This is a genomic window from Hyphomicrobium sp. (assembly GCF_019744875.1).
In the GTDB taxonomy this organism is placed as follows: domain Bacteria; phylum Pseudomonadota; class Alphaproteobacteria; order Rhizobiales; family Hyphomicrobiaceae; genus Hyphomicrobium_C.
The window spans coordinates 109,172-135,875 of record NZ_JAIETU010000003.1; the positions used below are offsets into that span (position 1 = coordinate 109,172).

Annotated in this window: 23 protein-coding genes; 3 read left to right on the forward strand and 20 right to left on the reverse strand. The window is 66.2% G+C overall.

The genetic code is table 11. From position 1 onward, the window contains the following. Window positions 1–23 precede the first annotated feature (23 nt). Window positions 24–587: a DUF1465 family protein gene (locus K2Y42_RS07380; RefSeq protein ID WP_291150563.1), complete on the forward strand. Its 564-nt coding sequence runs from the start codon at window positions 24–26 to the stop codon at window positions 585–587. 147 nt (window positions 588–734) lie between these two features. Here K2Y42_RS07380 and rpmE read toward each other — a convergent pair whose 3' ends face one another. Beyond that, window positions 735–965 carry a 50S ribosomal protein L31 gene (gene rpmE / locus K2Y42_RS07385; protein WP_291150565.1) on the reverse strand — a complete coding sequence of 77 codons (231 nt, stop codon included), beginning with the start codon at window positions 963–965 and terminating at the stop codon, window positions 735–737. A 444-nt stretch (window positions 966–1,409) separates the two neighbouring features. Here rpmE and K2Y42_RS07390 point away from each other — a divergent pair, with 444 nt between their 5' ends. Next, window positions 1,410–3,152 (forward strand): ABC transporter transmembrane domain-containing protein, encoded by a 1,743-nt coding sequence (locus K2Y42_RS07390; protein WP_291151427.1) that lies wholly within the window; start codon window positions 1,410–1,412, stop codon window positions 3,150–3,152. Window positions 3,153–3,189: 37 nt separating this feature from the next. Here the strand turns inward: K2Y42_RS07390 and K2Y42_RS07395 are convergent, their stop codons facing one another. The 6 genes from K2Y42_RS07395 to yajC form a co-directional block, all read right to left on the reverse strand. After that, the gene (locus K2Y42_RS07395; protein ID WP_291150567.1) at window positions 3,190–5,538 is read right to left on the reverse strand and encodes a hypothetical protein; all 2,349 of its coding nucleotides are present in this window, start codon (window positions 5,536–5,538) and stop codon (window positions 3,190–3,192) included. Between the two features lie 37 nt (window positions 5,539–5,575). After that, complete coding sequence (locus K2Y42_RS07400; RefSeq protein WP_291150569.1) at window positions 5,576–6,430, reverse strand: squalene/phytoene synthase family protein; 855 nt, start codon at window positions 6,428–6,430, stop codon at window positions 5,576–5,578. A 59-nt stretch (window positions 6,431–6,489) separates the two neighbouring features. Continuing rightward, window positions 6,490–6,864, reverse strand: a complete 375-nt coding sequence (locus tag K2Y42_RS07405) for an MTH938/NDUFAF3 family protein (RefSeq protein ID WP_291150570.1) — start codon at window positions 6,862–6,864, stop codon at window positions 6,490–6,492. 17 nt (window positions 6,865–6,881) lie between these two features. After that, entirely contained in the window at window positions 6,882–7,856 is a 975-nt protein-coding gene (gene secF / locus K2Y42_RS07410; RefSeq protein WP_291150573.1) for a protein translocase subunit SecF, read from the reverse strand. 102 nt (window positions 7,857–7,958) lie between these two features. Beyond that, window positions 7,959–9,596, reverse strand: coding sequence for a protein translocase subunit SecD (gene secD / locus K2Y42_RS07415; RefSeq protein WP_291150575.1), 1,638 nt, complete (start codon window positions 9,594–9,596; stop codon window positions 7,959–7,961). 69 nt (window positions 9,597–9,665) lie between these two features. Next, complete coding sequence (gene yajC, locus K2Y42_RS07420) at window positions 9,666–10,010, reverse strand: preprotein translocase subunit YajC (protein WP_291150577.1); 345 nt, start codon at window positions 10,008–10,010, stop codon at window positions 9,666–9,668. Between the two features lie 275 nt (window positions 10,011–10,285). Here yajC and K2Y42_RS07425 point away from each other — a divergent pair, with 275 nt between their 5' ends. Then, window positions 10,286–11,152, forward strand: a complete 867-nt coding sequence (locus tag K2Y42_RS07425) for an ATP-binding protein (RefSeq protein WP_291150580.1) — start codon at window positions 10,286–10,288, stop codon at window positions 11,150–11,152. A 99-nt stretch (window positions 11,153–11,251) separates the two neighbouring features. On the opposite strand, the gene K2Y42_RS07430 is transcribed toward K2Y42_RS07425, so the two are convergent. The 13 genes from K2Y42_RS07430 to K2Y42_RS07490 all read right to left on the reverse strand — a co-directional run bounded on the left by K2Y42_RS07430 (window position 11,252) and on the right by K2Y42_RS07490 (window position 26,604). Further along, the gene (locus K2Y42_RS07430; protein ID WP_291150582.1) at window positions 11,252–12,799 is read right to left on the reverse strand and encodes a peptidoglycan DD-metalloendopeptidase family protein; all 1,548 of its coding nucleotides are present in this window, start codon (window positions 12,797–12,799) and stop codon (window positions 11,252–11,254) included. Between the two features lie 303 nt (window positions 12,800–13,102). Further along, a complete protein-coding gene (gene surE / locus K2Y42_RS07435) occupies window positions 13,103–13,900 on the reverse strand; it encodes a 5'/3'-nucleotidase SurE (RefSeq protein ID WP_291150583.1) in 798 nt (265 codons plus the stop codon). Between the two features lie 41 nt (window positions 13,901–13,941). Next, on the reverse strand, window positions 13,942–15,234 hold the full coding sequence (serS, locus tag K2Y42_RS07440; protein WP_291150585.1) for a serine--tRNA ligase: 1,293 nt from the start codon (window positions 15,232–15,234) through the stop codon (window positions 13,942–13,944). A gap of 201 nt (window positions 15,235–15,435) precedes the next feature. Beyond that, window positions 15,436–16,251 carry a twin-arginine translocase subunit TatC gene (gene tatC / locus K2Y42_RS07445; protein ID WP_291150587.1) on the reverse strand — a complete coding sequence of 272 codons (816 nt, stop codon included), beginning with the start codon at window positions 16,249–16,251 and terminating at the stop codon, window positions 15,436–15,438. Beyond that, on the reverse strand, window positions 16,251–16,799 hold the full coding sequence (gene tatB, locus K2Y42_RS07450; protein ID WP_291150589.1) for a Sec-independent protein translocase protein TatB: 549 nt from the start codon (window positions 16,797–16,799) through the stop codon (window positions 16,251–16,253). Before tatB ends, tatC begins: the two co-directional genes overlap by 1 nt. 134 nt (window positions 16,800–16,933) lie before the next feature. Continuing rightward, complete coding sequence (gene tatA, locus K2Y42_RS07455; protein WP_291150592.1) at window positions 16,934–17,152, reverse strand: twin-arginine translocase TatA/TatE family subunit; 219 nt, start codon at window positions 17,150–17,152, stop codon at window positions 16,934–16,936. A gap of 126 nt (window positions 17,153–17,278) precedes the next feature. Beyond that, window positions 17,279–18,436: an ABC transporter ATP-binding protein gene (locus tag K2Y42_RS07460; protein WP_291150595.1), complete on the reverse strand. Its 1,158-nt coding sequence runs from the start codon at window positions 18,434–18,436 to the stop codon at window positions 17,279–17,281. Window positions 18,437–18,526: 90 nt separating this feature from the next. Then, window positions 18,527–19,408 carry an SMC-Scp complex subunit ScpB gene (gene scpB / locus K2Y42_RS07465; protein WP_291150597.1) on the reverse strand — a complete coding sequence of 294 codons (882 nt, stop codon included), beginning with the start codon at window positions 19,406–19,408 and terminating at the stop codon, window positions 18,527–18,529. 57 nt (window positions 19,409–19,465) lie between these two features. Then, window positions 19,466–20,320, reverse strand: coding sequence for a ScpA family protein (locus K2Y42_RS07470; RefSeq protein WP_291150600.1), 855 nt, complete (start codon window positions 20,318–20,320; stop codon window positions 19,466–19,468). A gap of 62 nt (window positions 20,321–20,382) precedes the next feature. Further along, the gene (nagZ, locus tag K2Y42_RS07475) at window positions 20,383–21,420 is read right to left on the reverse strand and encodes a beta-N-acetylhexosaminidase (RefSeq protein ID WP_291150603.1); all 1,038 of its coding nucleotides are present in this window, start codon (window positions 21,418–21,420) and stop codon (window positions 20,383–20,385) included. A 24-nt stretch (window positions 21,421–21,444) separates the two neighbouring features. Further along, window positions 21,445–23,259 (reverse strand): SPOR domain-containing protein, encoded by a 1,815-nt coding sequence (locus tag K2Y42_RS07480; protein ID WP_291150605.1) that lies wholly within the window; start codon window positions 23,257–23,259, stop codon window positions 21,445–21,447. Between the two features lie 196 nt (window positions 23,260–23,455). After that, window positions 23,456–25,270 (reverse strand): arginine--tRNA ligase, encoded by a 1,815-nt coding sequence (gene argS, locus K2Y42_RS07485; RefSeq protein WP_291150608.1) that lies wholly within the window; start codon window positions 25,268–25,270, stop codon window positions 23,456–23,458. An 86-nt stretch (window positions 25,271–25,356) separates the two neighbouring features. Further along, entirely contained in the window at window positions 25,357–26,604 is a 1,248-nt protein-coding gene (locus K2Y42_RS07490; RefSeq protein WP_291150611.1) for a deoxyguanosinetriphosphate triphosphohydrolase, read from the reverse strand. Window positions 26,605–26,704: the final 100 nt, after the last annotated feature.

Below are 26,704 nucleotides of genomic sequence, written 5' to 3' on the forward strand. Positions count from 1 at the left end.
AGGCGTTTGTATCGAAGCGTGTCATGAGCAACGGTTCCCGCGTAGAAAATCTCTTTTCGTCCAAGGGCGAAACGGTCTCCTTCGGAGAGCGTTTCCAGGCATCCGAACAGTTCGATCGAGTGTTTACGGAAGGCATGGCGCTCGTTGAGCGCGCAGCCGCCTACCTCGACGGCGACGGGCGCCGCGAATCCAAGGGCCTCCCCAGCCAGGTTACGGTTCTGTACGCCACCGAGAGCATGCGTCTGACGACGCGGCTTCTCGAACTCGCGTCGTGGCTTCTCATCCGGCGGGCCCTCAAGGAAGGCGAAATCACCGCCGAGCAGGCCGAGGCCAAGCGCGCACGCGTGAAGCTTCAGACGCTCGGCCGCCCAGCACACACCAAGGGATTTGCGGAGCTCCCGCAGGGACTGAGGGATCTCATCGACGCGAGCTTCATGCTGCACGATCGCATCGTCCAGCTCGACCGCGCGATGCTGCCCGCCCAACCCGGCGTCGAAGACGTCCCACAGGTCAATGCGGTCGCCACCCAGATCAGCAACCTCGAGCGCGCGTTCGCCGCGAGCCCGCGCCGCGCCGCCGCGAGCTGAGCGCTGAGCGATCGACGCTCAACGCATCCGAAATGCAAAAAGGCCCGGCAATGCCGGGCCTTTTTTCTGTTCCGTCCAAGAAGACCGCCGGATGGCGATGATGCGCGCAGGCCCAAAGGGCGCGCGCATCGACCGCACCGAAGGCGACTACTCCTTGAGGAAGCCTTCGAACTTCTTCTTGAAGCGCGACAGACGGCCGCCGCGGTCCATCAGGCGCTGATCGCCGCCCGTCCATGCCGGATGCGAGCTGGGATCGATGTCGAGCGTCAGCTCGTCGCCTTCCTTGCCGTAGGTGGAATACGTGACGAATTGCGAACCATCCGTCAGCTTCACCGTGATCTGATGGTAGTCCGGATGCAGATCGCCGTCTTTTTTCATAACCGTGCTCGCTCAAATGGGGCCTATCGGACTAGCGGCGCGACAAGTGCGCAAACGCCCCCGAATTGGTGGCGGTATGCCCGACACCGGCACGGCCCCGAATTTCTGGATGCGCTTCTATAGTCGAGATGCCTGGTGTGCACAAGCATCGAAAAACGAGGCAAAGCGAACCACTTAATGGCGGCCGGTAGCCGCCTCAGCGTCCCCCGCGCCGCCTTTTGCGCCCCCGTGGCAATGCGCGCACCCGGGCGGCAAATCGTTGACGCCGGGGCCGAATGTCGAGCATGGTCAAAATAACAGCAGACACCTTAAGCTGCGGCCGGGAAACGCCTAATTCGAGAGATTGAGACTTTGAGTCCGAGTGAGAGCCCTGCGGCCGCCAAGCCCGACCAGGCAGACCGTTCCGCGTCGGAAGCCGACGCGACTGCCGCGAGCCGCCGTTCCCTGCGCCCGCTGATGGCGCTGCGCCCCTACCTGGCCCGCCACCCCGCACGTCTGGCCGGCGCCGGTATCGCCCTCGTCATTTCCGCCATGGCCATGCTCGCCGTGCCGACCGCCGTCCGGCGCATGATCGACCACGGCTTCGGCGACAAAGACGGCGCCATGATCGATCAGTATTTCATGATGCTGATCGCCATCGGCGTGGTGCTGGCGATCGCCAGCGCGTCGCGCTTCTACCTCGTCAACTGGATCGGCGAGCGCGTTGTGGCGGACCTGCGCGCCGACGTCTTCGCCCATCTCGCCCGCCTCGGTCCCGACTTCTACGAGCGCACGCATTCCGGCGAGGTCATGAGCCGCCTCACGGCCGACACGACGCAGGTGAAAGCCGCGGCCGGCACAGCCATCTCCCAGGCGCTGCGCAACGTGATCATGCTCATTGGCGCGCTCGCCATGATGATCGTCACCAGCGCGAGCCTGTCGCTCCTGGTCCTCATCGCCATTCCCGTCATCGTGCTGCCGCTGATCGGTTACGGACGCATGGTCCGGCGCCTCTCTCGCCGCGCCCAGGATACGCTGGCAGAAGCCTCCGCCTATGCCGCGGAAAACCTCTCCGCCGTGCGCACCATGCAGGCCTTCGGCCACGAGGACGCGGTCGCCGCGCGCTTCGCCTCCTCCGTCGAGCGTTCGTTCTCCGCCGCCCGCGACCGCATGCGCGCCCGCGCCGGTCTCACGGGCCTTGTCATTCTGCTCGTCGTCTCGAGCATCGTCGGCGTGCTGTGGTACGGCTCGGCCTCGGTTCTGAGCGGTGAAATCACGGCCGGCCGCCTCGGCCAGTTCGTGATCTACGCTCTGTTCGCGGCGGGCGCCCTTGGCGAACTTTCCGAGGTCTGGGGCGAAACCACGCAAGCCGCAGGCGCCGCCGAACGCATCACCGAATTCCTCACCATCGAGCCTGAAATCAAATCGCCCGCCAACCCGGTTCCACTTCCCGTTCCGGTCAAGGGCGACATCGAATTCGACGCCGTGCGCTTCGCCTACACCGGCCGCCCCGGCGCGCCCGCCATTGAGGGCGTATCGTTTCGCGTCGCACCCGGCGAACGCGTGGCGCTGGTTGGCCCCTCGGGCGCGGGCAAGTCGACCATCCTCAATCTCATCCTGCGCTTTTACGATCCGACCTCCGGCACGATCCGCCTCGACGGAATCGACATCCGCACTGTCGCTCTCGACAAGCTGCGCGCCGCAACCGCGCTCGTGCCCCAGGATGTCGCGTTGTTTGCCGACACCGTCGCCGAGAACATCCGCTACGGCACGCCGAACGCATCCGAAACCGACGTTGTCCGCGCCGCCGTCGCGGCCCAGGCCGACGGCTTCATTCGCGCACTCCCGAACGGCTATGACACGCGGCTCGGCGAGCGCGGCGTATCGCTCTCAGGCGGCCAGCGCCAGCGCATCGCGATTGCCCGCGCCATCCTGAAGAACGCTCCCGTCCTGCTCCTCGACGAGGCCACCAGCGCACTCGACACCGAGAACGAAGTCGCCGTGCAGCGCGCCCTCGACACGCTGACGAAGGGACGCACGACGATCGTCGTCGCCCATCGCCTCTCCACTGTGCAGACCGCCGACCGCATCCTGGTGATCGACAAGGGCCGCATCGTCGAAAGCGGCACGCACCGCGAGCTGGCCCAGCGCAACGGCCTTTACGCGCGTCTCTCCGAACTGCAGTTCGGCAGCGAAGCAGCCGAGTAGCTCGAAGCAGCGGAGTAAGAAGCCCGGGCGGCTCAGCTTAGGGCGTGTCGTTTGCCGCAGCCGCCGCGGCCGATGTCTGCCCATGCCGCGCGAGCACGCCGCGCGCCCGTTCCACGACAGCATCCGCAATCGCCGCGTGCCCCTCGGCCGAGGGATGGAACGCACCCGAGTAGGTTGCGGCCAGCAGCACCTGGAACCACGAGAAGCTCTGCAGCTTGAGAACCTTCTGCATCACCGAGCCGGCCACATGGAAGTTGCCGGTTAGGAAGGCGTCGTTCGGCGTGCGGAACCAGCGCCGCCGCGCCGCATAGGGCTGGAAGAGCGCCGGATTGTAGGGCTCCCACACATTGCCCTGGCGGCGCGGCAGACGCAGATCGTCCACCATTGGCCCGAGCCCGTTCGTATGCCCCGCGCAGATACCCCGGCCGACGAACGTTTTCTGGTGCTCGGAGGCGAAGGTCCAGCCGTGCAGCGCCGCGCTGGACTTCATGATCTGATCGAGCTTGTCGGCCAGCCACCCGCTCGAAAGCGCCGCCTTCTGCGTAATCGAGAATTCGTCGAACACGTCCATGCCCGCCGACCCGTCGGCGCACATCGCGCCCCGGTCGTCGAGCAGCGCGAACGGCGGATATCCGGTCAGGATCACGCGGTCGCTTTCTTCCCAGGGGATGTGCAGGATGCCGTGCAGCGCGCGGTTCATGGCCTTGTAGCGCTGATCGAGCCGCGTCAGAAGCTCCTGGCTCTCCTTGTTGCCGTGCACCTGTCCGAACCAGCCGCCGAGGCTGCGCACGAGCGACTGATCCGAAAGCACGGCATTCGCGACAAGGCGCGCGAAACCGATGTCGTTGCCGCCGACCGACATCAGCAGCAGATCGATTTTGCGCGCCGTATCGGCCGGACATTTCGAGAGCACGAGCCCGCCCTGCAGCTCCGGAATGACGCCGTGCATGTGATAGGCTTCGGGCATGTCCTGCGTCGGCGCCTCACGCCGCCCGCACTGCGCATCCGCCGCCGCCGAGATCTGCGAAAGATCCGGCGGATTGGGCACCCACTCGTTGCCCTTATAGCGCAGGAACATGCCCCACGTGACCTCGGCGCCCGAGCACGCGAAGCCCGCGAACGTCACCGCGCGATGCGGATCCTCGAGCGCGAGTTCGAGTGCCGCGCGCGTTTGGTACGAGTAGAGCGAGCGATGGCACGCCTGATCCAGCCAGCGCGCATTCTCTTTCACGAACGCATCGTCGCCCACCTGCTTCCAGGGACCGACGCGAGCCGGATAGCCGCTCAACGAGCCCGATCCGCCGCCCTTGCCGTACTCGATCGTCCGCTCCGGCGAGAACCGCACCGGCACATCCGGGTTGCCCTCGCCCGATCCGAAGCTGTCGCCAAGGCCGACCACGAAGATGTCGCGCACTTTCACCTCGGTCGAGGCGACGGTGATGCCACCGATCTCGACGCGCACCGAGAGCCCCGACGGATAGGGCGCCGTGAACAGCACCGGCTCGCCGCAAGGGCGCGTCAGCAGGCTTTCGCCGCCATCGCCTTCGCGCAGCGACGCCGTGATCCAGCGGCAGTCCACATCCCGTTCGGGAACGCCCTTGAGGCTGAGAACGACGCGGTGCTGCTTCGGATTGATGTAGTCGTCGCCATTCGGGCAGACGTAGCGGTTGCGCGAGTTCACCCAGCACGTCTTGCTGTACATGGTCTCCGCCCAGCCTGCCTCATGGCGGCGCGAGAGCGCGTGCTCGGCCGCGAGCACCGGCGCGGACCGCCGTTGCTCAGGCGAAAGCTCGAGGTAGGTCGCGCGATGGACCTCGGTGTCTTTCGGATCGACGAACAGGCGGAAGGGATTCTCGACGCGCCATTCGATCTCGGCGGACGCCATGGTGACGAGATCGTCCATTCCGAGCGGCGCGGAGCCGGGAGGCGCGTGCGCGTCCAGCGGCGCACCGGGGAACTGAGGCCCTGTCACCCGGCCATCGGGTGCGGCCGCGGGTGCACCCGGCTGCGGCTCCGCAAACGACGGGCGCTCGGTGCCCGGCGTCGCAGCCGGCGGATGTTCGGCGGCGGGCGGACTGGACGTGGAAGGATCAGGAGTGGGCGAACCCTGTGTGGACGCACTAGGCGCTGACGGGTCAGCCGCTTGCGGAGACACCGCCGGCGGATCGATCAGCGCCGGCTCTTCGAGCACAGGTTCCTCGAAGGCCGGCTCATCGCCAGCAGGCACTCCCGGAAGCGTCTCTCCAAGATCGGGCGCATCGGACGGCGCATCCGGAGACCGCTGCTCGAAGCCGTCGACCGGCACATCGTTGCCCTGAGCGAGCACGGCGCCGCAACCGCCGGCCAGCACGGCAGCCAGAAAAAGTGGCGCAAGGGATCGCAGCATTCATGGCTCCCATCGGACGCTCGCCCGCGGGCGCGGCTTACACGCGCCTCCGCCAATGAGCGAACCATAGCCTCATGACACGTGAAAGCGGCGAAATGTCCGCGACACCGGCCAACACGTCCCGCCCCGGCTTCAGCGTCGCCGCCAGATACGGCTCGACCAGGGCAACCGGCAACACAGCGGGCAACACGTTTGCGTCGATACCCGGACGTTCGGCACGCAACCGAGACAGCGCCGAGCGGGCATCGCGCGCCAGCTCGTCCGTGAGCGTCCGCACCGCGCTGCGCGCGTCCTCCAGGCCGCATCCGCGAGGATCGCGCGCCCGGCGCACGAGATCGCCCGGAACCGGCAACCGACCATGCACAAGATGCTGTGGCAGTGTGAGGGCGAGCCGCGTCAGGGCGAGCGCCCTTGCCGCGTTTTCGCCGCATCTCGCCACGGACTGCGCCGCGCTGCCCTTCAGGATGGCCACCCCAAGTTGAAAGGCAGCGCCTTCCGTCTCCTCGACATAGTGGGCAAGCGCATGAGCATCCTCGACGCCATCCTCGTAAAGCTCCCGCCCGTAGCCTTCGATGGGCTGCCCCAGCAGGTCTGGATCGAGCCGCCTCCGCCGCGCCACGTCACGCATGGCGTCCGCAACCGGATGACCGCTGGCCGCGTCCGACGAAAGCGCATCGCGCCACCACTGAAGCCGGATCTCGCCGATGGCCGCGTCCCGCGCGAGGAGCGGAACCCGCTTGATCTCACCAAGATACGCGGCAAGCACGAGCAGATCGGCGCGCGCATCTGCCGGCGCCAGCAGCGCGGAGAGATAGCGGTCACGATCGAACGAGCGCGCCGCGTCAATAACCTCGCGGTCGGTGGGGCGCGCATCTGCGATGGGTTCGGTCATCCGGACGTCGATCTCAGTTCGATCTCAGCGCCAACGTAAAGCGCGCGCGCGAGCGGGCGTCATGCGACGGCAATCAAGGCTGCCGCCACCGGACGCCCCTCCGCAAGCAGCACATTGTAGGTGCGCGCGGCAGCACCCGTATCCATCGGATCGATCCAGACATGCGCGGCCTCGCACGCAGCGCGAAGCGCGCGCGGCGCGCCAACCAGCGTCGGTCCAGTCCCGAGAAGAAGGAGTGAAACGGCGCTTCCCGCCGCGAACACGTCGGCGAGCGCTTCGGGCTCAAGCTCGGACATCGCGCCGACGGGCCAGTCCCAGATCCCGCTCGGCAGGCACAGTACCGATCCGCGATGGCTCATGCCGCCGAAGCGGAAGCCGCCGTTGCCGTAGGCTTCGATCGGAACCTGGATCGGAAGATGGGCCCGCGCCTCCATGGCCCGGCCTCTCTACACTAGGGGCGAGCGGCTGTCGCTCCGCCGCCACCCGTCTTGGCAGCAGCCGGCGTTTCGCTCCAGTCGCGCTTGATGCCGAGGAAATCGATCACCGGCGCGGCGATGAAGATCGACGAGTAGGTGCCGATCAAGACGCCGAACAGCATGGCGAACGTGAAGTTCTGGATCACCTCGCCGCCGAGGAAGAACAGCGCCAGCAGCACGGCGATGGTCGTCACGCCGGTCAGGATGGTGCGCGAGAGCGTCTCGTTGATCGAAAGGTTGAGAAGCTCGGTCAGCGGCATTTTCTTGTACTTGCGCAGATTCTCACGGATGCGGTCCGCCACCACGACGGAGTCGTTGACCGAATAGCCGAGAATGGTGAGCAGCGCCGCCACGATGGAGAGATCGAATCCGAGCTGGAAGAACGAGAAGATGCCGGCCGTCACCAGGACGTCGTGGAAGAGGCCGAGCACGACGCCCACCGAAAACTGCCACTCGAACCGGAACCACACGTACATCACGATCGCCGCGATCGAGGCCAGCACCGCGATCAGGCCCGTCATGCGCAGCTCGCTCGAAACGGCCGGTCCCACGACCTCGATACGGCGCTGATCGAAATCGCCGCCCAGCGCTTCCAGCACCTTCGTAGCCGCCACCTGCTGGGCATCGTCGCCGCCCGGCTGCTGCTCGATGCGGATCAGCGCGTCGGCATCCGTGCCGAAGCTCTGGATCTGCACGTCGCCGAGCCCGAGCGCGCCCAACGTGTCGCGCATTTTGCCGATGTCGGCGTGTCCCGACTTCGCGCGCACTTCGATGAGCGAGCCACCCTTGAAGTCGACGCCGTAGTTGAACCCCTTGACCATGATGATCGCGAGCGACAACGCCATCGCCACCAGCGAAAGCCCGACGCACAGGGATTTGAACTTCATGAACGGCAACTGGGTGCCGTGAGGGAAAAAGTCGATTCCCTTGAAGTCAGGCACGAGGAACATCGGGTCACCTTCTCAATTCGAAGTCCGGAACGGATCCGGATTAGACAAGCAGTTTCGGCACGGCGCGACGGACGCTAGCGACCGGCGCGCGAGAGACTAGCGCTAGATCGGAACGCTGAGACTGCGCGTGCCTTTGGTCTTGGCATTCTTGACCCACATCGCGACCAAGAGGCGCGTCACCGTGACGGCCGCGAACACGGACGTCAAAATGCCGAGCGTCAGCGTGACGGCGAAGCCGCGGATCGGACCCGAGCCGAGCCAGAACATGATCACGGCAGCCGCCAGCGTCGTGAGCTGGCTGTCGAGAATGGTGATGAATGCCTTCTGGAAGCCGGCCTCGATCGCCGAGATCGGCGTTCGCCCGGCACGGAGTTCCTCTCGCATGCGTTCGTAAATGAGCACGTTCGCGTCGACGGCCATGGCGATCGTCAGCACGAAGCCCGCGATGCCGGGCAACGTCAGCGTCGTGCCGATCACCGACATCAGCGCGAGAATCATGATCGCGTGCACGAGCAGGCCGAGCACCGCGTAAACGCCGAACGTGCCGTAGGCGAGCACCGTCAGCACCACGGTGGCCGCCATGCCCACGTAGCCCGCAAGCTTGCCCGCCTCGATGCTGTCGGCGCCGAGCGACGGACCGACCGTGCGCTCTTCCACGATGGTGAGCTTCGCCGGCAGCGCGCCTGAGCGCAGCTGGATCGCGAGGTTGTTTGCGCTTTCGACCGTGAAGTTGCCCGAGATCTGGCCCGAGCCGCCGAGGATCGCCTCGCGGATCACCGGCGCCGAGATCACCTTGTCGTCGAGGACGATGGCGAACGGCTCGCCAACGTGCTGCTTGGAGAACGTGCCGAACTTGCGCGCGCCCGACTGGTTGAAGCGGAAGCTGATGATCGGCGCGTTGGTCTGGTGATCGAAGCCGGGCTGCGAGTCGACGAGGTCGTCACCCTGCACGACGGCCGTCTCCGCGAGCACGTAAGAGGCCGGGAAGCCCTCGGCCGCTTCTTTCTCATCGGCCGGGTAGACGCGATAGCCCATCGGCGGGCGCGTCAGCTTGGCTTCCTCCGCCGTCACCGTCGGGTGCACGGCGTGGAACGAGAGCTTAGCCGTCTTGCCGATCAGCTCCTTGAGCTGGGCGGTATCGGTGAGGCCGGGATACTGAACGAGAATGCGGTTGCTACCCTGGCGCACGACTGTCGATTCAGACGTGCCCAGTGCGTTGACGCGCCGGTTGATCGTCTCGATCGAAGCGGCCGTCGCATGCGAGATGCGCTCTTGCAGGCCATAGGCCGTCGGCTTCAGGATGATCAGGCCGGGCTCTGTGCCCTTCGAGACCTCGATGTCGTTGCCGCTCGTACCGAGGATCGTATTGCCGATCGGCTGCACGAGCTTCTTCAGGTCCTTGAGCGCCCGATCGGTATCCTCGGGCTTGACGAGACGAACCTGCACCGCGTCGGCCGTGGCGCCGACCGCGGAGAAGCCGATCTTGCCGTCGCGCAAAGTCTTGCGTGCGTCTTCGCGCAGGTTGGACAGCCAGTCCTTCTCGAGCTCCTTGCTGTCGAGCGCCAGCAGCAGATGCGCGCCGCCCTGCAGGTCGAGCCCGAGCGGCATCTGCCGCTTCGGAAGGAAGTTCGGCCATGTCGCGAGCGTTTCCTTGGAAACGAAGTTCGGAAGACCGAACAGGATGCCGACGAAGATGGTTCCCAAGATCGCGAAGATCTTCCAGCGCTCGAAGTGCAGCATGAGAGTGCGTACCTTTGCGGTGCGTTTGGTTCTTCTAAGGGCCGTCGCGCCGGATGGCGCGGCTACCGGCTACTTGGTGACCGTCTGATCCTTCACCGGCTCGCTCTTGGAGCGCACATCGAGAAGCGTGCTCTTCAGAACGCGAACCTTGAGGGTGTCGTTGAGGTCGATCTCGATCTCGTCGGACGTGTCCGGCACGCGCGAGACTTTGCCGATGAACCCGCCGGACGTTACGACCGTGTCGCCACGGCGCACACGCTCGATCATTTCACGGTGCTGCTTGGCGCGCTGGCTCTGCGGACGAATGACGAGAAAATAGAAGATCAGAACCATCAACAGCATCGGAACGAGAAGACCCGTGAACGGATCTCCCATCGAGCCGCCGGTTTGCGCGAAAGCTGGAGTAATGAACATGGTTGACTGGTCCTCGTCGGATCGTCTTGAGTGATGTGATGAAACGAAATGCGGCCGTTCTTGTCGAAGGATACCCTCCGCAAGCCCGCCGCCCAAGATCGGCCGCGACTATAGAGGCCAGCGCCCGGTTTGCAACCCTCGCGGAGCCCCCCGGGAGCCCCGGGCTACGGGAAACACTGGCACCTCACCGGCGCCATAACTAAATGACGCTCACCGGCCCAAAACCCGGCCAACACCCCGAATTTCAAGGCCCAAAATCCAAGGCAATGCACCCCATGACTGACGACACGCGCCACGCCGCCCTTCTGGAACGAATTGCGGCCGCATTGGAACGCCTGGCACCCCCGCCGCCCGCACAGCCCGATTTCGACACCGCCGGCGCGTTCGTCTGGAACGCGGCCACCCTCGGTTTCCAGCCAGTGCCCCAGGTCAACCGGGTCCCCCGCGCGCTTCTGCGCGGCGTCGACGGCCCGGCACGCCAGTTGCTCGACAACACGCGCCGCTTCGCCAACGGCCTGCCGGCCAACAACGCGCTGCTTTGGGGCGCGCGCGGCATGGGCAAGTCCAGCCTCGTCAAAGCGGTTCACGCCGAGATCGCCGGCGAACGCACGGGCACGGCCGGGCTCAAGCTCGTCGAGATCCATCGCGAAGACATCGCCACCCTGCCAGCGTGCCTTGCGATGCTGCGCGCGTCTCCGCATCGCTTCATCGTCTTCTGCGACGACCTCTCGTTCGATCGCGACGACACGAGCTACAAATCGCTGAAGGCCGTGCTCGACGGCGGCATCGAAGGCCGCCCCGAGAACGTCCTCTTCTACGCCACCTCGAACCGCCGCCATCTCATGCCGCGCGACATGGTCGACAACGAGCGCTCGACCGCCATCAATCCCTCCGAGGCGGTGGAAGAGAAGGTGTCGCTATCGGATCGTTTCGGTCTCTGGCTCGGCTTACACAACTGCAGCCAGGACGACTATCTGGCGATGGTGGAAAGCTACGCGGCCCACTACGGGCTGGCGATCCCGCGCGACGAGCTGATCCGCGACGCTCTCGAATGGAGCATCACGCGCGGCGGCCGTTCGGGCCGCGTCGCCTGGCAGTTCACTCAGGATCTGGCGGGACGGCTTGGCAAAACGCTGAGCTAGGCAGCAGGCAGCAGGGTTGCCATATAACGGCGGCGGACGACAGGCAGCAGGCGCACCGTATACCGACCGCTGCCGGCTGCCTGCTGCCCGTTGCCCTAACTACAGCCGTTCCATGAACGGTGTCGGATCGACCGGCTTCTGACCCTGGCGCAGCTCGAAGTGAACCTGCGGCTGATCCACCTGTCCGGTGCGGCCAGCCTTGGCGATCACCTGCCCGCGCTTGATGCGGTCACCGCGCTTGACGAGAATCTCGTCGGCATGCGCGTAGGCCGTCACCCAGCCGTTGTCGTGCCGCACGAGAACCAGGTTGCCGTAGCCCTTGAGTTCGTCGCCGGCGTACGCAACGACGCCGGTTTCGGCCGCGTGTACGTCCGTTCCCATGGGCGCGGCGAGATTGACGCCGTCGTTGTGCGTGCCATCGGGGCGCGGGCCGAAGCTGCTGATCACCTTGCCGGCAACCGGCCAGCGCAGGCGACCCGTATCGGCCACGGAACCCGAATTCTGCGTCTTCGCAGGCGAAACCGCATCGTTCGCCGAACCCGGCGTCTCAGCCTTCGCGACACGATCTCCACCGCTGCCGTTGAGCAGCGTCGGCTGCTGCGACGACGACGTCTGCGGCGGGCTGTTGGTGACTTCGCCGAGCTGAACCGCGCCGGGCGTCGGCGTGGAAGCGGCAGGCGCGCGCGCTGCAGGCGTGGCGTCAGCGACAGGCGCCGTTGTTTCTGCGGCGGCCGGCGCAGCCCCGCCCTTGCCCGGAAGCTTGAGCACCGTACCCGGCTTCACCTTGCGCGAATCCGAGATGCCGTTATGGCGCTCGAGATCGGCGAGCTTGACGCCGTTCTGGCGTGCGATGGCATAGAGGCTGTCGCCCTGGCGCACGGTGTAGCTCGTCGTCCAATCGGCAGGCGCATCGACCGCCTCGCGCGCGGGAGCCGCAGCCGCATGCTGGGTTGCGTCGATCTCGCGATCTGGACGCGCCGTCTGCGATGCAGACCCGACCGCCATGCCGCCTGCGGAGCCCGCGGGCAGATAGAGCTTCTGGCCAGGCTTGAGGCTCGGCGACGAAAGACCGTTGAGCGACATCAGCTCGTTGAGCGAAACCTTGTGGCGGCGCGACAGCGCGTAAAGCGTATCGCCCTGGCGCACTTCGATCATCTCGCCCTTCGCGCCCGCATCTTGCGACGCAAGCGGAGGAACCCTGCCGGAGGCGGGCGCATTGGAATAGCCGGAGGCGGGAGCGTTCTGGTAGCCCGACGCACCGTTCTGAGAGTTGCCGTAACCACCAGCGCCGGACGACGGCGCACGCGAGGCGCTGCCGTTATAGGCCGGTGCGCTGCTCGGACGCTGATCGTAGGACGGCTGCCGCGGAGGCTGGCCATAGCCCTGGCCGTAGCCCGGGCGCTGATCCTGGGAAATGGCGCTCGTGGTGAGCGAGCCCTGCGGCGGAGGAAGATCGGAGCGCGACACGTCGCTGCCGCCGCGTGATCCATCATAGGACGCGGACGAGCCGAACTCGTTGGACGCCGTGCGCCCGGTCGTCCCGTAGGAATTTTCGGAATGGGCGCGCGCGCTCTCGGAATTGCCCAGGTCGAACCTGGTGATATCGGCGCTGCAACCCGCCAATAGCGTAGCGGACGCCAGGATCATCCCGATCCCGGTTCGCTCGACGCACGCGAATTGATGACATTTACGCACGGAACTTAACATGCCACACACCCTGAGTACCCTCTCCAGGTAACCCTTAACCAGTTAAGAGAACCTTAACGGCGGGTCGGAAAGGTCAATCGCGCGCGGGTGCCGGCGAAACTTTTTGGATCGTCGCAGTTACGGACATCGTCCGCGCAGGATCGATCTCTACGCTGCGATTGTGCTGCGATGACGGAGAAATGTCGGCGACTTGGCGGCTAATGCGCGCCGCCAAAAGTCCGAATGCAGGGCGCGCAATCCGCCTCAGCCAGCGTCCTTGAGACGCGCCTTTCGCTCTCCAAGAGACAGCACCGAGCCGAGTTGCTGCTGCGCCGCATCGTGCGTGAGATTGAGATGCAGCGGCGTCACCGAGATCAGCCCGTCGGCGATTGCGCGCAGGTCCGTGCCCGCCGGCGGATCGGAGCGGCGCCGCTCGAAGCCGACCCAGAAATAGGGATCGCCCCACGTGTCGCTGCGTTCCTGGATATGCAGCCCGCCCTGATCCCGCCGCCCCTGACGCGTCGCCGCGATGCCGCCGACCGCTTCCGGCGCGAGATCGGGAAAGTTGACGTTCATGAGCGTCATCGCGGGCCATTCGGTCGCCAGCAACTGCTCGACGATGCGCGGTCCATACTCGATCGGCGTTTTCCAGTGCTGGTTGCCATCGGGATCGAAACCGATGGTCAGGCTCATCGCGATCGACCGGAACCCGAGCATGGTCCCTTCCATCGCACCCGCGATGGTGCCCGAGTAGGTGACGTCTTCGGCGAGGTTCGCGCCGTGATTGACACCCGACAGCACGAGATCGGGCGGATTGTCCTTGAGCACGTGCTTCACGCCCATGATCACGCAGTCAGCCGGAGTTCCGCGCACAGCGAAGGCCCGCTCTCCGATTTCCCGGTAGCGCAGCGGCACCTGCAGCGTCAGCGCATGCGAAGCGCCGCTCTGGTTCATTTCCGGCGCGACGATCCACACGTCGTCGGACAGCGCCCTGGCGATCTGATGCATTACGGAGAGCCCGTGCGCCCCCGCCCCGTCATCGTTCGTCACCAGAATACGCATCGCTGTCCTCGTTTCTCCCTCCCCGTTCGGGAGAGATAAGGCTATGCCTTTTCGATCTTCGTCAGGCCACCCATGTAAGGCTGCAACGCCTCCGGGATTATGACGGAGCCGTCCGCCTGTTGATAGTTCTCCAGCACCGCGACAAGCGTGCGTCCGACCGCAAGCCCCGAGCCGTTGAGCGTGTGCACGAACTGCGTTTTTCCGTCGGCCCCGCGGAAGCGCGCACCCATGCGACGCGCCTGGAAATCGCCGCACACCGAGCACGACGAGATCTCGCGATAGGCGTCCTGTCCCGGCAGCCACACTTCGATATCGTACGTCTTGCGCGACGCAAAACCCATGTCGCCCGTGCAAAGCAGCATTGTGCGGAACGGCAGGCCGAGCCGCTTCAACACCTCTTCAGCGCAGTTCGTCATGCGCTCGTGCTCGGCGCTGCTCGCTTCCGGCGTCGTGATCGAGACGAGCTCGACCTTGGAAAACTGATGCTGGCGGATCATGCCGCGCGTATCGCGCCCGGCCGCGCCAGCTTCCGACCGGAAGCACGGCGTCCACGCCGTCATGCGCATCGGCAGCTCGGCCTCGTCCACGATGCGATCGCGCACGACGTTGGTGAGCGAGACTTCCGCCGTCGGAATCAGCCAGTAGCCGTTGGTGGTTTGAAACAGATCCTCGGAGAACTTCGGCAGGTTCCCCGTGCCGTACGCCGCATCGTCGCGCACGAGCAGCGGCGGATTGGTCTCCGTGTAGCCGCCGAGATTTTCGGTGGCCGCGCCCGTATGAAGATCGAGCATGAACGAGCCGATCGCGCGATCGAGACGCGCGAGCGCGCCCTTCAGGAACACGAACCGCGCGCCCGACACCTTGCCCGCCGTTTCGAAATCCATGAGGCCCAGCGCCTCGCCGAGCTCGAAATGCTGCTTCGGTGCGAAGTCGAGCTTGCGCGGCTCGCCCACACGGCGAACCTCGACATTGTCCTTCTCGTCGCGACCCGCCGGCACGTCCTCACGCGGCAGGTTCGGAATCACGGCCAGCGCGTCATCGACCGCCTTCGTGAGCTGCCGCTCCTCCTCCTCGCCCGACTGGATGACCTCTTTGAGGTCCGAAACCTCGGCCATCAGCTTGGCGGCCAGCGCCTCGTCCTTCGCGCCCTTCGCCTTGCCGATCTCCTTCGAGGCCGCGTTGCGGCGGCTCTGCGCATCCTGCAGCTTGGTGACGTGCTGGCGGCGCGCATCGTCGAGCGCGAGCAGCTTGTCAGCCAGCGGCTCGAGACCGCGGCTCTTCAGCCCCGCATCGAAAGCTTCGCGATTGTCTCGGATCCATTTGATGTCGAACACGGGCGGCTCGTTCCTTTTGTGCGCGCGGATCACCCACCGTACCGTCATCCCGGCGAAGGCCGGGACCCACGACACGCCTCCTCGCCGATGCGGAGAGACACATGGATGGCCACGAACGCGGCCATGACGTTGGAAATGGGCCCAAATCTTATGCGTCGGTGTATAGGACGCCGGATTGAACGGGTCCAGACGCCAATCGGCCTAAGTCTCTGCCGCATCCCGCGCGGCGTCGGCCGCGGCCTGCTGCTTCTCGACCCAGCTGACGGCCACGATCGACAGCTCGTAGAGCAGCACCGTCGGCAGCGCCATGATGACCATGCTCAGCGCGTCCGGCGGCGTCAGGATCGCCGCGATGGCGAAAATGCCAACGATCGCAAAGCGCCGCCCGCTGCGCAGCGTCTGCGCCGTGATGATGCCCGCCCGCGCCAGCAGCGTCAGCACGACGGGAAGCTGGAAGCACAGTCCGAACCCGAAAATCAGCGTCATGATCAGCGAGAGATACTCGGACACCTTCGGCATCAGCTCGATCGTCGCCGGACCCGACTCGCTCGCCGATTGCGCGAGCCCCATCGAGAACTTGATCAGGATCGGCATCGCCACGAAGTAGACGACCGCCGCGCCGAGCACGAAGAACACGGGCGTCGCGATCAGGTACGGCAGAAAGGCGCGCCGCTCGTTCTTGTAGAGACCCGGCGCCACGAACTTGTAGACCTGCGCCGCAATCACCGGAAACGACAGGAACGCCGCGCCGAACATGGCGAGCTTCAGGTGCGTGAAAATCTGTTCGAGGAAGTGCGTCGCGATCAGGCGCACGTGATGACTGCCGGAGGCCCACACGTACGGCCACACCAGCAGGTCGTAGATATGACGCGCGATGGTGAAGCACAGGATGAACATGACGAAGAACGCGACGGCCGCGTAGATCAGCCGCGTGCGCAGCTCGATCAGGTGATCGAGCAGCGGCGCCTTCGAGGCATCGATATCGTCCTGGCCCGGACGTGGCAGGCTTTCCTGCATCAGGCTGCCCCATCCACTTTGTCGGGCGTCTTGGTGTCGGGTGTCTTGCCGGGCGGCAGGATCGACGGCGTGGGCTCGTCGGCCGACACCTCGTCGGTCACGGCCTCACTGGCCATGACGGGCGGGGAGGCAACGGGGGGCGACGTAACGGGCGCAGGTTGCGCTGCGGAGACCTCAGGGTTTGTCTCTGTGCTCGTGACCGCCTTCGGCGGCTCAGCAGGCGCAACAGCCTTGGCCTGCTCGGAAGAGGCCGCAGCCTTGGGCTCATCTACGCGCGCGGCCTGCCGGACACTTTCCACCGAGCGCGTCGCATCATTGAGCGAGGTTCTCACCCCCTCGTTCAACGCCTGCACTTCCTTCTTGATTTCGTCCATCTCCGCTTCGCGCATCGCCTGCTCGAACACGGATCGGAATTCGTTGGCCTGCCGGCGCACGGCGCCGAGATAGCGCCCAAGCGTGTTGAGAAAGCGCGGCAGCTCCTTCGGCCCGACGAAGATCAGCGTGACGACGCCGAGAATAAGCAGCTCGCTCCAGCTAACGTCGAACATCACTACGTCCAGTTTCGAGAAGTTGGCCGCGCGGAGGTCATGCCGGCCCCGTCATCCAGCCGCACGCGCGCCGCGCATCGCGCCGCCATATCGAACACGCTTCACCGAAATCGCAAGCCGAGCGACCCACCGGATCAGCCCGCCTTCGACTTGTCCCGGTCGACACTTTCGCGCGAAGCGGAGGGTTCGATAATCTTCGGATCGGCCGTCGGCGTGTCGTCCTCGGCCAAGCCCTTCTTGAAACTCTTGATCCCGCGCGCCACGTCGCCCATCAGGTCAGAGATCTTGTTGCGGCCGAACAGCAGCACGACCACGACGAGCAGCAGCAGCAGATGGGTTGCACTTAACCCCATGGACGGGCCTCCTGTGAGCCGGCAGGCGCTGAGCCCGGCCGGCGAATTGCGGGGCACTATCGCAGATACGGATTCCCGCCGCAAGCGCACCCAAGGCCTGCGAAATGGGGTTTAGAAACTTGAAATTCAAGTCAATTTATTATCGTTCGGCGGGAAAACCAGCACGTCGTCCGGATCGATGACGAGCCGCACCTCGCGCCCCGGCTCCCGGCCGGCTCCCGGCGCGGCTCGCACGTTGAGCGGGCGGTCGAACCCCTCCACCGCGACCTCATAGCGCACGGCATCGCCGAGAAACTTGGCCGACCGCACGACGCCGCGAAGGGCCGGCTGGTCCGCTTTGCCATCGTCCAGCGCCGTCAGCCCCACCCCGCGCTGGCGGATGCAGAGGATCGCCTCCGACCCGTCCGCAAGGCCCGGAGCCGCAAGCGACCCGAAAGGCGAGGCGATGCGCCCGCCCGCGACCCGCACCGGCACTTCGTTGATTTCAGAAAAGAGCCGCGCCACGAACAGGTCGACCGGTTGCCGGTAGAGATCCTGCGCGCTCCCCGTCTGCACGAGCGCCCCCTCGCGCATGACGGCGATACGGTCGCCGAGCCGCATCGCCTCTTCCGGATGATGCGTCACGATCATCGACGTGGCGCGCGTCTCGCGCATCAGCCGCAGCGTTTCCTCCTGCATGGAATCGCGAAGCTGCACGTCGAGGCCCGAGAACGGCTCGTCCATCAGCATCACCGCCGGACGCGGCACGATTGCCCGCGCCAGGGCAACACGCTGCTGCTGGCCGCCCGAAAGGATGTGCGGATACTGCTCGCCATAGCGCGCCAGCCCGACGCGCGAGAGCATGCGCATCGCCTCGCGCCGCGCGTCCTCGCGCGGCAGAGCCTTCAAGCCGAACGCCACGTTGTCCAGGATGGTGAGATGGGGAAACAGCGCGAAGTCCTGGAACATCAGCCCGACGCCGCGCTTCTCCGGCGGCACGAACTGCGTATCGCTCGCGACTTCGCGATCGGAGATCAACACGCGCCCGCCCGTCGGCCGCTCGATGCCGGCCGCGATCCTGAGCAACGTTGTCTTGCCGCAGCCGGAGGGCCCGAGCAGACACACGATTTCGCCGGGCGCGATGTCGAGTGACAGCCCGGAAAGCGCGGCGCGGTCGCCGTACTGCTTGCGAACGGCTTCGAACGTCAGCCGCGCGGCAAACGACGTGCCCGCACGCGCCGGCTCACTTTCAGCGGCCGTTTCGGCAGCCGACGTCCGCCATGAGTTGAAGATCCAATTCGCCACGCGAAGCCTGAACCGTGCGGCGCCCTGCGCCATGCCTATGCCCGGCCGCCTTGAGACAGCTCCCGGGAGGCGCCGCTAAAGTCGACAATTTCAGTCAGGCTTATCTGCGGGATCGTCTTCGGGCAAGCCGCCATCGGCGGCACCCTCGCGATCCCCGTCGGCATCGCCCTCGGTATCGCCGTCGAGTTCGAACTCCGCCTGGTCCTCGCCCGCATCTTCGGGTTCTTCTTCGAGCGGCAATTCGTCCGGCATGAGCGAGGCGGCGACGGACGGGTCCGGCACGGTGAAATCAGGCGGCAGATGGCCGTCCAGAAGCCCCTGCGCCCTGAGATCGGCAAGGCCCGGCAGGTCCTTCACGGTATCGAGGCCGAAGTGCGCGAGGAAGCTGTCCGTCGTGCCATAGGTCAGCGGCTTGCCAGGCGCACGCCGCCGCCCGCGCGGACGGATCCAACCGGCTTCCATCAGGATGTCGAGTGTACCGGCCGAGGTCGTGACACCGCGGATGTCTTCGATCTCGGCACGCGTCACCGGCTGATGGTAGGCGATGATGGCGAGCGTCTCGAGCGCCGCGCGCGACAGGCGCCGCTCCTCGACCGCATGGCGCTCGAGCAGATAGCCGAGGTCGTCCGCGGTGCGGAACACCCACTTGCCGGCAACTCGCACCAGGTTCACGCCGCGCTGCGCATAGACGGCCGCGATATCGTCGAGCAGGCCTCGAATGTCGCTGCCGTTGCGAACCTGCGCCTGCAGCCACGCCTCATCGAGCGGAGCGGACGACGCGAACAGCAGCGCTTCGACGATGCGCAGATCCTCGAGGCGCTCCTCGGCGCGCGGCGCGCGGCCCTGCTCCACGGCGTCGGCTTCCGACAGCGCACGCGCCAGCTCCAGCGCCTCCTGCGCTTCGGGAGCATCGCGCTCGGTCTCATCATCGAGACTGTCGCGGCTCACCAATCTAAGTTTCGGCGGAACCATATCGCCTTCCTCACTTGGAAACGCGCAAACCCGGCCGCACATCCGCGACGACCGGCATCACGCACCTCCCGCTTCAATGATGTCCACGCGCTGCCACTCCGCGCCAGCCTCGCGCTTGCGTATGTAGAGCGGCGCGAACGGCTCGTCCTGCTTGAGTTCCACGACACCTTCGCGCGCCATTTCGAGCGTGGCGCCGAAAGAGCTCGCCACCACCGTCTTGTCGTCGGCCTCGGTCGGCAGATACTTCTTCAGGCAGTCGTCCAGGTCCACCCATTCGCCGAGCTTCACACCGACGAACAGTTCGAGCTGCTGGCGCGCCTGCTTGATCGACCAGACCCGGCGCGCCTTCACGACGTGCGTCACCTTCACGGTCCGCCGCCGCAGTTCAGAATACGCCTTCAGCAGGTCGAAGATCTCCGCCGTGTAGCGCACTTCGCTGACCGTCTGGGCCTGCTCGGGCATGCCGCGCTGAAACACGTCGCGGCCGAGACGGTGCCGCGTCATCAGCTCCGCCATCGCCTTGCGCATCGCTTCGAGGCGCAACAGCCGGAACGTGAGCCGCCGCGCCATTTCGTCGGGCGAGACCTCGTCGGGAGCATCCTTCTCACGCGGCAGGATCAGGCGCGACTTGAGGAACGTCAGCCACGCCGCCATCACGAGATAGTCGGCCGCGATCTCGATCTTGAGCCGCTGCGCTTCCCCGATGTAGGCGATGTACTGATCGACGAGCGCGACGATCGAAATCTTGGCGATGTCCACCTTGTGCGTGCGCGCCAGCGCCAGCAGCAGGTCGAGCGGACCTTCGAAGCCGTCCACGTCCACGATCAGCGCTTCGGACGCCGCGGGAGCGAGATCGCGGTCCGGCGCCTCCCAACCCCCTCCGATGTCCGTATGTGCCGTGTCGTCCGTCATGAGCCCTTCGAACGGTTAGCCGGCTGCGCGGCAAGCCTCGCACCATCCTCGTCTGGCGCAGACTACACTGATTCAGTGCCCCGTCCTGCGGTTCCCAGAGCCAGCGACAGATGCCGCTCGGCCGCCGCCGTGTCGTAGTCTTCGCGACGCTTAAGGACTTGAAGCGCATTGTTGAATCGCCGCAACGCGTCTCCGGAGAGCGACGGCGCGGCCTCCGCGACCTGCTCCATTTCGGCGAGCACCCCGTTGCAATGAAGCGCCAGGTCCGAGCCCGCCGCCAGCACGGCCCGGCAGCGATCGCCGAACGCGCCCGTCAGCGCCTTCATGCTGAGATCGTCGCTCATGAGAAGGCCATCGAAGCCGATCTCGCCGCGAATGATCTCCTGCGTGACGCGGTGCGAGGTCGAGGCGGGCGCGGCCGCATCGAGCGCCGAGAACACCACATGCGCCGTCATCGCCGAAGGCATGTCGGAGAGCGCGCGGAACACCGCGAAGTCCGTCGCCGAGAGCACGGCATGCGCCTCGTGCACGACCGGCAGTTCCAGATGGCTGTCGGCCATCGCGCGGCCGTGGCCGGGAATGTGCTTCACGACCGGCAGCACGCCGCCCGCCATGAACCCTTCCGCCACCGCCCGCGCCAGCGCCGCCACCTGCGCCGCCTCGCGGCCATAGGCGCGATCTCCAATGACATCATGAGAGCCCGCAACGGGAACATCCGCGACCGGCGCACAATCGGTGTTGATGCCGAGATCGAGTAGGTCGTCCGCCAGCATGCGCGCGGTGAGATAGGCCGCCTCGCAGGCTGCCGCCGGATCGCGCTGATAGAGCTGCGCGTAGGCGTCGGCGGCTGGCAGCGCACGCCCGAGCGGAGGCCGCAACCGCTGCACGCGCCCGCCCTCCTGATCGATGAGCACCAGGAAATCGTCGTGTCCCACGGCGTCGCGCGCGTCTCCCACGAGACGGCGGATCTGATCGTGACCGATGCAGTTGCGCGCAAAGAGGATCAGGCCCGCGGGCGATGAGGCCCGCAGAAACGCGGCCTCGTCAGCCGTCAGCGTCGCGCCCGAGACGCCGGTCAAAAAAGCTCTGATGGAGGCCATGCGCCGGGTTCGATACTCGTTGGATCAGTAGGCCGTAACCCAGCAGCCGCTGTAGCCTTCGGCCTTGAGCTGCGTGCAGACCGACGTGGCCGAATCCCGCGAGCCCGGCGGACCAACCATCAGCCGGTGATAGGTGCCCTTGGCGCCAAGGTCGGCTTCTCGGATGTCGGGCGTCTTGTCCTTCAGGATGCCGCCGTACTTCTGCTGCATGTCGGCAAACTGCGTCAGAGCATCCATGCGGCTGCTGCCGGAGGCCGGCACGGAAGCCAGCACCGCGACATAGCCCGCGCCCGTTGGCTTGGGACCGGCAGGTGCTGCTGCTGCTGCGGGCGCATCGTCCGTCAGCGCCGCCACGCGCTGCTTCTTCGGCTCCGCTTTCGGCTCGGCCTTGGGCGTCGCCGTCGGCGTGTTGAGCACGGTCGCCTGCTTGGTCGGCAGCGCAGCGGGCCCATCGTTGGCGTCCGCCTTGGCGTTCAGAACCGGGCTCGCCTGCGCCTTCTTGGCCGCCGCAGCGTTCGCCTTGTCCTCCGCCGCCTTCACCAGTTCCGCCGGCGCCGCCTGCTGCGTCGGCGAGACCGGACGGTTCGGCGTCGGCCCGCTGTTCCCGCCGCCGAGGCCGTCGATGACCGTCAAGCCTGGAACGGCGACGACCGCGCGCGTCTCTTCGCTGGCGCTCGGCGCCTGGATCTGCCCATCGCGCCCGACCGTCACGATCGGAACCTTCTTTACGCCGGCCGGATCGGTAGACGAGGTTTCACCCTCGCTGAGACGACCCATGATCTTGCTGTCCGTATGCGCGAACTGCTTTCCGCCCGGCTCCGAAGGCTTCACCTTCGTCGGGTTGGCCGCGCCCTTCACGACCGGCGTCGGCTCGTCCGAGCTCGGCCCAAATAGGCTGCCGTAGGCGCTCGCGATGCCCACACCGACGAACACGGTGCACGCCATCACAGCTGCCATTTTCTTCCAGCTCCGCCCGCGCGGCGCGTCGTCGTATTGGGCGTCGTCCTCGGCATAGCTCTGGTCGAACGAGCCTTGGTGACCCTGGTGGCCCTGTTGCGCGGGGGCGTAACCGCCGTTGCCGCCGAGCGAAGGCTCGCCGTAGCCGTCGCCGTAACCCTGCTGACCGTTCCACTGGCCCTGCGCGTCGAGGCCCTGCTCCGCATAGCCGCGGTTGTAGTCGTGCGGATCGAGGTTGAAGCCTTGCTGCGCGCCCCACTGGTTGTGGCCCTGCGCCTGTGCCGGAGCGGGCTGATAGCCTGCGCCATAGCCCTGCGTTTGCGGAGCCAAAGACGGCTGATGTGTCGGCTGGGCCGCATGGCCGTACCCGCCGCCCGGCTGGCCGGCCGCGCCGAAGCTGCCCGCGAAGGGATCGCCCGCATAACCATCATAGCCCGGCTGCTGGGCCGGAGCGGCATGCGCCGGCGCTTGCGGCTGGGCCTGCGGCGCGCGCGTGCCGAAACTTGGCGCTGCCTGAGGCGCGGTGTAGCCAGCAAGACCGTACGGGTCTGCTACGGGCTGCTGCTGCGGCTGTGCCGGCTGCGCATAGCCATACCCATCAGGACGAAGCGCGGCATACGCGTCGCGGTGAGGCTGGACCTGACGCGGATCGCCATAGCCCGTCTCGGCGGAATAGCCCGGAGCCGCCGGGCGCTCGCCACGGCTGGCCCCCTGCGCGCCACCGAACAGATGGTCGAAGATATCGCCGTGCTGCGACGGCTGCGGCTGGCCTTGCTGGGGCTGAGCGTACTGCTGGGGCTGCTGATGCTGAGGCGAGCCGGCCGGCCGGCCCTGCGTGTTGGGGACCTGCGATGGCGCCAGAGGATTGTTAAACCGTGTCATCTCTCGAACCCCTCGTCGCACAAACTCCGGCACGCCGCATGAGGCAATCCCGGATCGGAGTCTGACGGCGGAACTTTACCGGCGGCGAACGCGCTCCGCCAACGGAATTTCCTGCCTTTGCACACGTCTACCCCGCCTTGCCGCCAAGCAGCCTTCGACAGCCGGCGCGCTTGGATAGAGTCTGCGAATCAGGACTCTAGCGCATCGCCTCAGGTGCTCCGACCCCGAGCACCCTCAGGCCTGAGGATAACACCTGCTGCAGCGCTGCCACGAGCGCGCACCGAGCAGCCGTCAGCGCTCGATCATCGGCCTGGATAACGCGCAATTGTGGCAAATCATTGCCTCGCGTCCAATGCGCGTGGAAAGCTGAAGCCAAATCATAGAGATAGAACGCCACACGGTGCGGCTCATGAGCGCGCGCGGCACCCTCGATCAGGCTCGGGAAGAAGGCGCATTTCTTCACGAGATCCAACTCTCCGCGGTCGGTCAGTAGCGAGAGGTCCGCGGCCACGCGTCCGTCGCCAGCCCACTCGAGACCGGAGAACGCTTCGCGCGCATTGCGCAGCACGGAGGCCGCACGCGCGTGCGCGTACTGGACGTAGAATACCGGATTGTCCTTCGACTGCTCGGTCACTTTGGCAAAGTCGAAGTCGAGCGGTTCAAGCTCTTTCCGGTAAAGCATCATGAAGCGGACGGGATCGCGTCCCACCTCGTCCACCACATCGCGCAACGTGACGAACGTGCCCGCGCGCTTGCTCATCTTGAACGGCTCGCCGTTCTTGAACAGCTTCACGAGGTTCACGACCTTGATGTCGAGGTCAGCCGACCCGCCGCTTGTGTGCCAGTACTTGAGCTTGCCCTTCGCGTCGCGCTCGACAGTGCCGCCCGTGAACGCCGCAATCGTCGCCAGCATGCGCGGGATGTAGCCGATGTGGTCGGCGCCGAACACGTTGACGAGATGGCGGAAGCCACGCTGCAGCTTGTCGTAGTGATAGGCCACGTCGCCCGCGAAATACGTATACGTGCCGTCGGACTTCATGAGCGCACGATCGGCCTCATCGCCGAACTCGCTGGAACGGAACAGCGTCTGCTCGCGATCCTCCCACTCTTCGTCGTCGTGCCCTTTTGGCTTTTCGAGACGGCCCTCGAAAATGAGGCCCGTGCGGCGCAGGTCGTCGATGGCGGCCTTCACCTTGTCGGTGCCCGCCTGCGTCAGCGAAGCCTCCGAGAAGAACACGTCGTGGCGAATGTTGAGCGCGGCGAGATCGTCCTTGATCATCGGCATGATCTGTTCGATTGCGAAACGGCGCACGAGCGAAAGCCACGCCTCTTCGGGCTGATCGCGCAGAGCGGCCCCGTGCGCGGCCTTCAGCGCTTCGCCCACGGGCTTCAGATAGTCGCCCGGATAGAGCCCCTGCGGAATTTCGCCGATGTCCTCGCCGAGCGCCTCGCGGTAGCGCAGGAACACCGAGCGCGCGAGCACGTCCACCTGCCCGCCCGCGTCGTTGATGTAGTATTCGCGCGTGACGTCGAACCCCGAGAACGCCAGCAGGTTGGCGAGCGCATCGCCGAACACCGCGCCGCGGCAATGGCCGACATGCATCGGTCCCGTCGGGTTGGCCGACACATACTCGACGTTGGTCTTGGCGCCCGCGCCGATGTTCGTCGCACCGTACTGCGCGCCGCTCGTGAAAATGTCCCGCACGACCGCGTGCCAGAATGCATCCCGCATACGCAGGTTGAGGAAGCCCGGCCCCGCGACCTCGGCCGACACCACGTCCGGGTCCGCCTTGAGAACCGCGGCAAGCGCCTCCGCGATGTCACGCGGCTTCATCTTGGCGGCCTTGGCCAGAACCATCGCGGCGTTGCACGCGAGATCGCCGTGCGAGGGATCGCGCGGCTGCTCCACCGCGACCGCGCTGAAATCCAGCCCTTCCGGCAGCACGCCGCGCTGCGCCAGACCCTCGAGAGCGGCGAGAACCCGTTTCTCGACTTCAGCGAACACGTTCATGATGACGTCCTTGACCCTGACCTTGCCCCGCTACCACCTCAAGGTCGTGCGGCTGCGCCCCGTGCGAGCGAAATGCATCGGCCCGGCTATCGCAAATCCGGCGTGCCGTCAAACAAACGCCCATGCTCGGCCAGCGCGTAGCGGTCTGTCATCCCCGCGACGAAATCCGCCACCAGCCGCGCGCGCCGCCGGTCCGAGAGCCCCGCTTGCGCAGCCCGCCACGCATCGGGCAGCGCCGATGCATCGCTCAGATAGCGCCCGAACAGCCGCCCCACGACCGCCTGGGCCTCATCCATAACGTCCATCACGCGCCGGCTTCGGTAGACGCGCCGCATCAGAAACGCCTTGAGCGCCTTCAGGTCCGCATCCATGCCCGCCGAAAACGAGACCACCGCGCAGCCCGCCGCGCGGATGTCCGAGGGTGAGTCCGGCGCCAGCGCCGCGAGACGGCGGCGGCTTTCCAGCACCACGTCCTGGATTAGCACGGTGATCATGCGCCGCGTCACTTCGTAGGTGAGCCGGCTGCGCTCGCCGCTCCGCGTCGCCTTGGGCAGACCAGCCACGATGCCTCCCGCGAGAGCCACGCCTTCGAGGTCGTCGAGCGTCAGCAGCCCAGCCCGCAACCCGTCATCGATGTCATGGCTCACGTAGGCGATGTCGTCGGCCAGCGCCGCCGCCTGCGCTTCGCCCGAAGCCCAGCGCTCAGGCTCCAGGCTTTGCCAGCTATCGAGCCGCTCGATGACCTTGCGCACGGCCGCATGCGCCTCGCCCACGATCGGACCGTTGTGCTTGGCGAGGCCTTCGAGGCTCTCCCATGTTAAATTCAGACCGTCGAAGGCGAGATATTTGCGTTCGAGCCCCATCACGACCCGCAGGCTCTGCGCGTTGTGATCGAACCCTCCGAATCCGTGCATCAGCTGGTCGAGCGCCCGCTCGCCCGCATGTCCGAACGGCGGATGGCCGAGATCGTGCGCAAGCGCCAGCGCCTCCGCCAGGTCTTCATCGAGCCTGAGTTGCCGCGACATCGTGCGTGCGATCTGCGCCACTTCGAGGCTGTGCGTCAGCCGTGTGCGGTAATGGTCGCCTTCGTGATAGACGAAGACCTGCGTCTTGTGGATCAGCCGCCGGAAGGCCGTGGAATGCAGGATGCGGTCGCGGTCGCGCTGGAAGGGACTGCGCGTCGTGCACTCGGCCTCGGCGTGCTGGCGCCCGCGCGAGGGAATGGCGCTCGCGGCATAAGGGGCGGGCAAGCGCGCGCCCGGCGTCAGGTGCTGGCCGTAGTCGGGGCCAGTGTCGGGGTCGCGCGCGCTATCGTCTTGTGTTGCCTTGCTCATCCAACGCCCCGGCGCAGCCTTTATCCTTAAGCGATTTGACTTACAGCGCTCGCTTACTATCTTCCTGTCATCCGTCTCAATACACGAGCCGCCGGCGCGG

Excerpts from the sequence above, each read along its gene's own strand:
- tatC (WP_291150587.1), bottom strand. The coding sequence starts at position 16,251 with ATGCAGGAAAGCCTGCCACGTCCGGGCCAGGACGATATCGATGCCTCG.
- K2Y42_RS07470 (WP_291150600.1), bottom strand. The coding sequence starts at position 20,320 with ATGACGGACGACACGGCACATACGGACATCGGAGGGGGTTGGGAGGCG.
- K2Y42_RS07425 (WP_291150580.1), top strand. The coding sequence starts at position 10,286 with ATGACTGACGACACGCGCCACGCCGCCCTTCTGGAACGAATTGCGGCC.
- argS (WP_291150608.1), bottom strand. The coding sequence starts at position 25,270 with ATGAACGTGTTCGCTGAAGTCGAGAAACGGGTTCTCGCCGCTCTCGAG.
- yajC (WP_291150577.1), bottom strand. The coding sequence starts at position 10,010 with ATGTTCATTACTCCAGCTTTCGCGCAAACCGGCGGCTCGATGGGAGAT.
- scpB (WP_291150597.1), bottom strand. The coding sequence starts at position 19,408 with ATGGTTCCGCCGAAACTTAGATTGGTGAGCCGCGACAGTCTCGATGAT.
- K2Y42_RS07490 (WP_291150611.1), bottom strand. The coding sequence starts at position 26,604 with ATGAGCAAGGCAACACAAGACGATAGCGCGCGCGACCCCGACACTGGC.
- rpmE (WP_291150565.1), bottom strand. The coding sequence starts at position 965 with ATGAAAAAAGACGGCGATCTGCATCCGGACTACCATCAGATCACGGTG.
- tatA (WP_291150592.1), bottom strand. The coding sequence starts at position 17,152 with ATGGGGTTAAGTGCAACCCATCTGCTGCTGCTGCTCGTCGTGGTCGTG.
- K2Y42_RS07430 (WP_291150582.1), bottom strand. The coding sequence starts at position 12,799 with ATGATCCTGGCGTCCGCTACGCTATTGGCGGGTTGCAGCGCCGATATC.
- K2Y42_RS07405 (WP_291150570.1), bottom strand. The coding sequence starts at position 6,864 with ATGGAGGCGCGGGCCCATCTTCCGATCCAGGTTCCGATCGAAGCCTAC.
- nagZ (WP_291150603.1), bottom strand. The coding sequence starts at position 21,420 with ATGGCCTCCATCAGAGCTTTTTTGACCGGCGTCTCGGGCGCGACGCTG.
- K2Y42_RS07400 (WP_291150569.1), bottom strand. The coding sequence starts at position 6,430 with ATGACCGAACCCATCGCAGATGCGCGCCCCACCGACCGCGAGGTTATT.
- K2Y42_RS07380 (WP_291150563.1), top strand. The coding sequence starts at position 24 with ATGAGCAACGGTTCCCGCGTAGAAAATCTCTTTTCGTCCAAGGGCGAA.
- secF (WP_291150573.1), bottom strand. The coding sequence starts at position 7,856 with ATGTTCCTCGTGCCTGACTTCAAGGGAATCGACTTTTTCCCTCACGGC.
- K2Y42_RS07395 (WP_291150567.1), bottom strand. The coding sequence starts at position 5,538 with ATGCTGCGATCCCTTGCGCCACTTTTTCTGGCTGCCGTGCTGGCCGGC.
- surE (WP_291150583.1), bottom strand. The coding sequence starts at position 13,900 with ATGCGTATTCTGGTGACGAACGATGACGGGGCGGGGGCGCACGGGCTC.
- K2Y42_RS07480 (WP_291150605.1), bottom strand. The coding sequence starts at position 23,259 with ATGACACGGTTTAACAATCCTCTGGCGCCATCGCAGGTCCCCAACACG.
- tatB (WP_291150589.1), bottom strand. The coding sequence starts at position 16,799 with ATGTTCGACGTTAGCTGGAGCGAGCTGCTTATTCTCGGCGTCGTCACG.
- secD (WP_291150575.1), bottom strand. The coding sequence starts at position 9,596 with ATGCTGCACTTCGAGCGCTGGAAGATCTTCGCGATCTTGGGAACCATC.